This is a genomic window from Agromyces albus (genome assembly GCF_004134825.1).
GTDB classification, from domain to species: Bacteria; Actinomycetota; Actinomycetes; order Actinomycetales; family Microbacteriaceae; genus Agromyces; species Agromyces albus.
Window position 1 is genome coordinate 1 of record NZ_SDPN01000079.1, and the last position, 6,664, is coordinate 6,664.

At 72.4% G+C, this 6,664-nt stretch carries 7 protein-coding genes; 4 read left to right on the forward strand and 3 right to left on the reverse strand.

Annotated elements, in window-relative coordinates; translation table 11 throughout:
- Positions 1–205: 205 nt before the first annotated feature.
- From ESP51_RS20005 to ESP51_RS20020, 4 genes are all read left to right on the forward strand, one after another.
- Positions 206–796 (forward strand): hypothetical protein, encoded by a 591-nt coding sequence (locus ESP51_RS20005; protein WP_129522622.1) that lies wholly within the window; start codon positions 206–208, stop codon positions 794–796.
- A 271-nt stretch (positions 797–1,067) separates the two neighbouring features.
- Positions 1,068–2,354 carry a LolA family protein gene (locus ESP51_RS20010; protein WP_129522623.1) on the forward strand — a complete coding sequence of 429 codons (1,287 nt, stop codon included), beginning with the start codon at positions 1,068–1,070 and terminating at the stop codon, positions 2,352–2,354.
- An 11-nt stretch (positions 2,355–2,365) separates the two neighbouring features.
- A complete protein-coding gene (locus tag ESP51_RS20015; RefSeq protein WP_129522624.1) occupies positions 2,366–3,340 on the forward strand; it encodes an ABC transporter ATP-binding protein in 975 nt (324 codons plus the stop codon).
- The gene (locus ESP51_RS20020; RefSeq protein WP_129522625.1) at positions 3,327–4,214 is read left to right on the forward strand and encodes an ABC transporter permease; all 888 of its coding nucleotides are present in this window, start codon (positions 3,327–3,329) and stop codon (positions 4,212–4,214) included. Before ESP51_RS20015 ends, ESP51_RS20020 begins: the two co-directional genes overlap by 14 nt.
- 37 nt (positions 4,215–4,251) lie before the next feature.
- Here ESP51_RS20020 and ESP51_RS20025 read toward each other — a convergent pair whose 3' ends face one another.
- The 3 genes from ESP51_RS20025 to ESP51_RS20035 are packed head-to-tail and all read right to left on the reverse strand — an operon-like array spanning position 4,252 to position 6,648.
- Positions 4,252–4,806, reverse strand: coding sequence for a nucleoside/nucleotide kinase family protein (locus ESP51_RS20025; RefSeq protein WP_129522626.1), 555 nt, complete (start codon positions 4,804–4,806; stop codon positions 4,252–4,254).
- A gap of 10 nt (positions 4,807–4,816) precedes the next feature.
- Positions 4,817–5,650, reverse strand: coding sequence for an ABC transporter ATP-binding protein (locus ESP51_RS20030; protein WP_129522627.1), 834 nt, complete (start codon positions 5,648–5,650; stop codon positions 4,817–4,819).
- Positions 5,647–6,648: a putative F420-0 ABC transporter permease subunit gene (locus ESP51_RS20035; protein ID WP_129522628.1), complete on the reverse strand. Its 1,002-nt coding sequence runs from the start codon at positions 6,646–6,648 to the stop codon at positions 5,647–5,649. Before ESP51_RS20035 ends, ESP51_RS20030 begins: the two co-directional genes overlap by 4 nt.
- Positions 6,649–6,664: the final 16 nt, after the last annotated feature.

Sequence of the window (6,664 nt, forward strand, 5' to 3'; positions counted from 1 at the left end):
AGCGAGTGCGCGGACGCCGGCGCGGCCGTGGCGACGGCTCCTGCCGCGAGTGCGGCGGCGAGACCGAGCGCCACCCGGCGGCGCGCGGAGCGGTCGTGGGCGACGAAGTTGACCATGTGATCCCCCCGAACTGGGTACGAGCTTTTGGTGCCTCACGCTAGACCCGGGTGGGGATCGGGGGCAATGGTTGAGGGAGGGGGCAGCGATGAATATCGGTCTGAGCCTGGTGAGCGGCACCGTGATGATCCTGGGATCGGTGCTCTTCCTCGTCGCCGCCTTCATGCCCATCTCTGCCCGAGTGTTCCCCGAGGCTTCCCCGGCGAAGAAGCTCGAGCACATCACCGATTCCCCGAGGGCCTGGATCGTGTCCCAGGTGCTGTTCGGTGTCGGGTCGCTCGTCACGGTCATCGGCATCGGCCTTCTCGCCCCCGACGATCGCGACGGGTCGTTTGCCTGGCTCATGCTGGCCAGCACGGCGCTCCTGGCGCTCGGCCTGGTTCCGTGGCTCGGACACCTGTACGCACGTGCTGCAGATCCGGCAAGATTCGCGGAGGGGGCGGTGCCCGCCTGGCTCTTCCTGCTCTACGCCGCGCTCACCGAGGTCGGCCTCGCGGTCTTCGGCCTGGCACTCCTCGCGAGCCCGTATCCCGACTGGCTCGGGTGGGTCGTGGTCGTCGGCATGGCGCTGCTGGTCGTCGTGACGATCGTCCTCGGGGACATCCCGCCGCTCTTCTTCTACCTCGTCACCCTGCTGGCGGGGGTGGTGATCCTCGTCACGCCATCGCTCGCGTCGTAGCGACGACTGCCCCAGAAACTACTGAACCGTGGCGCCCCCCAGAAGCGTCACGGTTCAGTTCGGGGTCAGCCGCGGTTCGGGCGCGGCGACGCCGACGTGCGCGAGCCGTATGTCGCTCGCGTCGCATCACGGTATCTCCCTGGCGGCGTCTGCGCCTCTCCCCAATTCGGGGTGCGCGCGTCGCCGCTCGGCGGCGAGCGACGGCGGCCGTGATCCTGAGTGTTCCCACTGATCAGGTTCCGGATGCCGCGGGCAGGCGTAGCCTGAACCCATGCGCGCCCGCGACACCGGGGCCTCCCACAGGCTCACCCGCTGGATCCCCGCCATCGTCGCGCCGATCGCGATCGGCGTCGGCGTGGTGCTCGTGCCATTGCAGGCGAATGCAGCGGTCGATCTCCCCGATCTCACGCCGGCCGAGCTCCTCGAGTTCGCCGCGTCGAGCGACGTCGAGTCGCTCTCGGGCACGATCGAGCAGCGCTCCGAGCTCGGCCTCCCCGACCTGTCCGGTCTCACGGGAGCGATGGGCGGTGGTGGCGGCAGCGGTGGCGGCACCGGTGGCGGCACCGAGGATTTCGGCGACGGCGACGGCGACAGCGGCAGCGGCAGCGACGGCGACGCCGCAGCATCCGCCACCGATCTCGACGACCTCATCTCGCTCGCGACCGGAACCCACACGGCCAAGGTCTACCTCGACGGCTCGAACGCGCGCCTGCAGGTGCTCGACCGGCTGGCTGAGCGCAACGTGTACCTCTCCGATGAGGGCGCGTGGATCTACGACTCCGCCGAGAAGGCCGCGACGCACCTCACCGTCGACCAGGCCGCCCTCGACGCGCTCGAAGCCGAGGCGCAGGCGCACCACGACGAGGCCCGGGAGCGGCTCGAGGCCGAGCTCGGCGCACCCCTGCCGACCCCCGAGCAGCTGCTCGACGAGGCGCTCGCGAAGCTCGACCAGACGACCGACGTCTCCGTCGGCACCGATGGGCGCGTCGCCGGCCGCGAGGTCTACGAGCTCGTGCTCGAACCGCGCGACGCCGACACGCTCGTGGGCGAGATCACCGTGGCGATCGACGGCGACACGGGTGTCGCGCTCGCGGCATCCGTCACCGCTCGCGGCGCCGACGAGCCGGCGTTCAGTGTCGCGTTCACCGACGTCTCATTCGAGGCGCCGGATGCCGCGGTGTTCGCGTTCACCCCGCCTGAGGGCACCGAGGTGACCGAGCACGCCGTGCCGATCCCGACCGTCGAAGAGCTCGAGCAGTGGAAGGCCCAGGCCGAGGCGGAGTCCCAGGCCGAGGCGGCGCCCGGCGACGAAGCGGCTCGCCCCGTCGTGCACGGCGAGGGCTGGTCGGCCGTCGTCGAGCTGCCCGCGGCAGGCGTCGGTGGTGCCGGCTTCGACGGCGAGGCGGCCGCGATGCTCGGCGCGCTCACCGAGCGCGTCGACGGCGGACGCATCCTCTCCACCTCGCTCGTCACCGTGCTCATCACCGACGACGGCCGCGTGTTCGCCGGCGCGGTGACCGCCGACCGCCTGCTCGACGCCGCCGCAACCGGGCGCTGACGGCAGCCGCAGTGCCCGACCTCGCGATCGAGACGCACGGCCTCACCAAGCGCTTCCGCTCGCAGGTCGCCGTCGACGGGCTCGATCTCGCGGTGCCCGAGGGCTCGGTCTTCGGATTCCTCGGTCCGAACGGCTCGGGAAAGACGACGACGATCCGGATGCTGCTCGGCCTCGTCGCGGCGACCGCGGGCGATGCCCGCGTGCTCGGTGCCGACATGCCGCACCACGTCGACTCGGTGCTGCCGCGCGTCGGCGCCCTCGTCGAGGGACCGGCCTTCTCGCCGTACCTCTCGGGAGAGGCGAACCTGCGCCGCTTCGACGCCGCCGATCGGCACGCCCCTCGCGGCACCCGGTCGGACCGCGTCGCCCTCGCCCTCGAGCGAGTCGGACTCTCGCACGCCGCGAAGAAGAAGGTGGGCGCCTACTCACTCGGAATGAAGCAGCGGCTCGGCCTCGCGAACGCCCTGCTGATGCGCCGGGAGCTCCTCGTGCTCGACGAGCCGACGAACGGGCTCGACCCGCAGGGCACGCGCGAGGTGCGCTCGCTCATCCGCTCGCTCGCCGACGGCGGAACGACGGTGTTCGTGTCGAGTCATCTCCTCGCCGAGGTCGAGCAGGTCTGCACGCACGCCGCCGTGATGAGCGTGGGACGTCTCGTGGCGCAGGGCACGCTCGACGAGCTGCGCGGCAGCGGCTCCAGGGTGCTCGTGCGCACGCCAGACCCGGGCCGCGCTCGTGCCGTGCTGGCGGAGCTCGGGCTGCCGATCGGGGAGACGGCGGCGGGCGGCATCCGCTCGGTGATGGATGCCTCGGGCGACGAGCTCGTCACGGCTCGGCTCGGCGGCTCGGCCGATGCAGCGCCCGAGGCGATCGTGGCCGCGCTCGTGAACGCCGGCGTGCGGGTGCGCGGATTCGAGATCGAGCGAGCGAGCCTCGAGCAGCGCTTCGTGGACCTGACCGGCGAGGGATTCGATGTCGTCGCGTGAGGCGAACGACGGGCCGGTGGGAGTCGACGCGCGCGTGGGCCGCAGCGGCGGCGCCGGCGGCGGGACGCTCTCCCTGCTCGGCTCCGAGCTGCTCACGCTCTTCCGCCGCCGTCGCACGTGGGCCCTGCTCGGAGCGCTCGCCCTCATCCCGATCCTCATCGCGCTGGCGGTGCGACTCTCGGGCGGGCCGCCGACCGGGCGCGGGCCGGCGTTCCTCGACCAGATTACGAACAACGGGTTCTTCGTCGGCGTCACGGCGATCCTCGTCGCGATCCCGCTCTTCCTGCCGCTTACGATCGGCGTCGTGGCGGGTGACGCGATCGCCGGAGAGGCGAGCCACGGCACCCTCCGCTACCTGCTGATCGCGCCGGCGGGCCGCATCCGGCTGCTCCTCGTGAAGTACGCCGCCGCCGCCGTGTTCTGCGTGGCCGCGACGCTCACCGTCGTCGTGGTCGGCACGCTCATCGGCTGGGCGCTGTTCCCGATCGGGCCCGTGACGCTGCTCTCGGGGGCGACGGTGGGCGTCGGCGACGCCCTGCTGCGTTTCCTCGCGATCGCCGCGTACGTGACCGTCTCACTCCTCGGGCTGTCGGCGATCGGGCTCTTCCTCTCGACCCTCACGACGGTGCCGGTGGGTGCGATGGCCGCGACGGCGATCCTCGCGGTCGTGTCGCAGATCGTCGGCGCGCTCCCGCAGCTCGAGTGGCTGCATCCGTGGCTCTTCACGCACTACTGGCTCGGCTTCGGCGACCTCATGCGCGATCCGATCGTGTGGGACACGTTCGGCGACAACGCGCTGCTGCAGGCCGGCTACCTCGTGGTGTTCGGCGCGCTCGCCGTCGGCCGGTTCCTCACGAAGGACGTGCTGTCGTGACCGATGGCGGGACGGATGCCGCGACGGATGCCGCGGCTCAGTGCCGCTCGCCCACGCTCGGCGGCAGCTTGCAGAGGTCGTAGAAGTACCGCTTCGGGGTGGACTCGTCGGTGACGTCGACGATGACGTTCACACCGGCGTGCGGCAGTTCGTCTCCGGCGAGCGTCCACGCCGAGAAATGCCAGATGCCGCGCACGGAGTCATTCAACAGCCGGCGCCCGTCGACGACGAGCACCGTGTCGGCTGCCTCGGCGCCCGGAAGGCTCCCGGCGCGGAACGGCTCGATGGTCTCACGGCGCAGCGTCGCCTCGTCGACGTCGCCGAGCGAACGGCGAACGACGGTCTGCCCTCGAGCTGCGAGCACCGCGGCCAGGTCGTTCGCGAAACGGGCTGCGGGTTCGTCGGATGCGCCCTCGACCGCGACGAGTCGTCGCCCTGCCCACGAGTTGTGCAGGAACTCCTCGGCGATCCAATCGAGCAGCGACCGCCTGTTCTCGCTGAGCTCGGCGAGCCGGCCCGACTCGCCCAACTGGCTCAGTTCGCTCGACTCGCTCAGTTCGCTCAGCTCGCCCCGCTCCCTCACCTCGCTCATGCGATCAAGGCTACGCCTCGGTGCGGCCGGTCGGGATGGGCCCTGCGTGCGGCATCCGCTCGTCGGCGACATCTGAATAGGCGATGAGCGGCCGCCCGCTCACCGGATGCTCGAGCACCGCGGCCTCGACGCCCCAAACCAGGCGGATGCGTTCGGGCGTGAGCACCGTGCGCGGCTCACCGGCGGCGACCACGCGGCCGTTCGCGAGCACGATGACGTGGTCGGCGTAGCCCGCGGCGAGGGAGAGGTCGTGCAATGCCGCGAGCACCGTGAGCCCGCCGTGCGCGAGCTCGCGGAGCAGCCGCAGCATCGTGAGCTGCGCGCGCACGTCGAGGTGGTTCGTCGGCTCGTCGAGCAGCAGCAGCTCGGGCTCCTGCGCGAGGGCACGAGCGATGTTCACGCGCTGGCGCTCGCCGCCCGAGAGTGACGCGTACTCCCGGTCGGCGAGCTCGACGAGCCCGGCGTCCTCGATGCAGCGGCGCACGACCGCGCGGTCGAGCTCGCCCGGTCCGGCGAACGCGCCGAGGTACGGGGTTCGGCCGAGCGCGACGACCTCCGCGACGCGGAGCCCGGGGGCATCCTGCACGTCTTGCTCGGCGAGGGCGACGACCCGTGCACGTTCGCGGCGACGCATCGCGGCGAGATCGCGGTTGCCGAAGTGGGCGGCGCCGGCATCCGCTCGCTCGATGCCCGCGATGAGGTGGAGCAGGGTGCTCTTGCCGGCGCCGTTCGGCCCGAGGAGCGCACCCACCGTGCCGGCCGGCACCGTGCAGTCGACGTCGTCGATGATGAGGCGGCGCGCGCGGGAGAAGCGCACGCGGTCGGTGTGGAGGGTCCCGGTCATGTGAGCCTCCGGTTGCGGAGCATGAGCACGGCGAACACGGGACCGCCGATGAGGGCGGTGAGGATGCCGACGGGCAGCTCGCGCGGGTCGAAGAGGGTGCGCGCGCCGGTGTCGGCCCACACGAGGAAGATCGCGCCCGCGAGGGCGGAGAGCGGCAGCAGCGCACGGTGGCGCGAACCGACGAGGAGGCGCACCGCGTGGGGCAGCACGAGGCCCACGAACCCGATCGACCCGCTCACCGCGACGAGCGCGCCCGTGAGCAGGGCGGTGCCGGTGAGCAACAGGCCGCGAGTGCGGCCGACGTGCACGCCGAGCGCCGCCGCGGCCGTGTCGCCGAAGGCGAACGCGTCGAGCGTCGTCGCGCTCGTGAGCAGCGGCACGCCGATCACGATGACCGCGCCGCCCGCGATGGCGACCGACGTCCAGTCGGTGCCGGCCAGCGAGCCGAGGAGCCAATTGAGGATCTCGCGGTAGCTGTCGCCCGTCGCGCTCCAGAAGATGACGAGGCTCGTGATGGCGCCGAAGACGGCGGACACGGCGAGGCCGGCGAGCACCGTTCGCGTCGGGCTCAGCGAGCCGACGGCGTTCGCGAGGGCGAGCGTCGCGACGAGGGCGACGATCGCGCCCGCGAACGCCGCGAACGGGAGCAGGAGGCCCGCGCCGAGCACGATCACGATGACCGCGCCGACCGATGCGCCCGACGAGAGTCCGAGCAGGTAGGGGTCGGCGAGCGGGTTCCGCGTGAGTGCCTGCATGACGGCGCCGCAGAGCGCGAGGCCCGCGCCGACCGCCGCGGCGGTGAGCACTCGCGGCATCCGGAGCTGCCACACGATGCCGTCGCGCAGCGGGCTGAGGGTGGGCTCGCCGATGCCGAGGTGTGCGAGCACGCTCGCCCATACGTCGGCCGGGCTGAGGCCCGCCGGCCCGATCGCGACGGCGGTGACGACGGATGCCGCGAGCAGCACCCCGAGCCCGACGGCCCACGCCGCGGTGCGCACGCCACCCCCGCCCGCG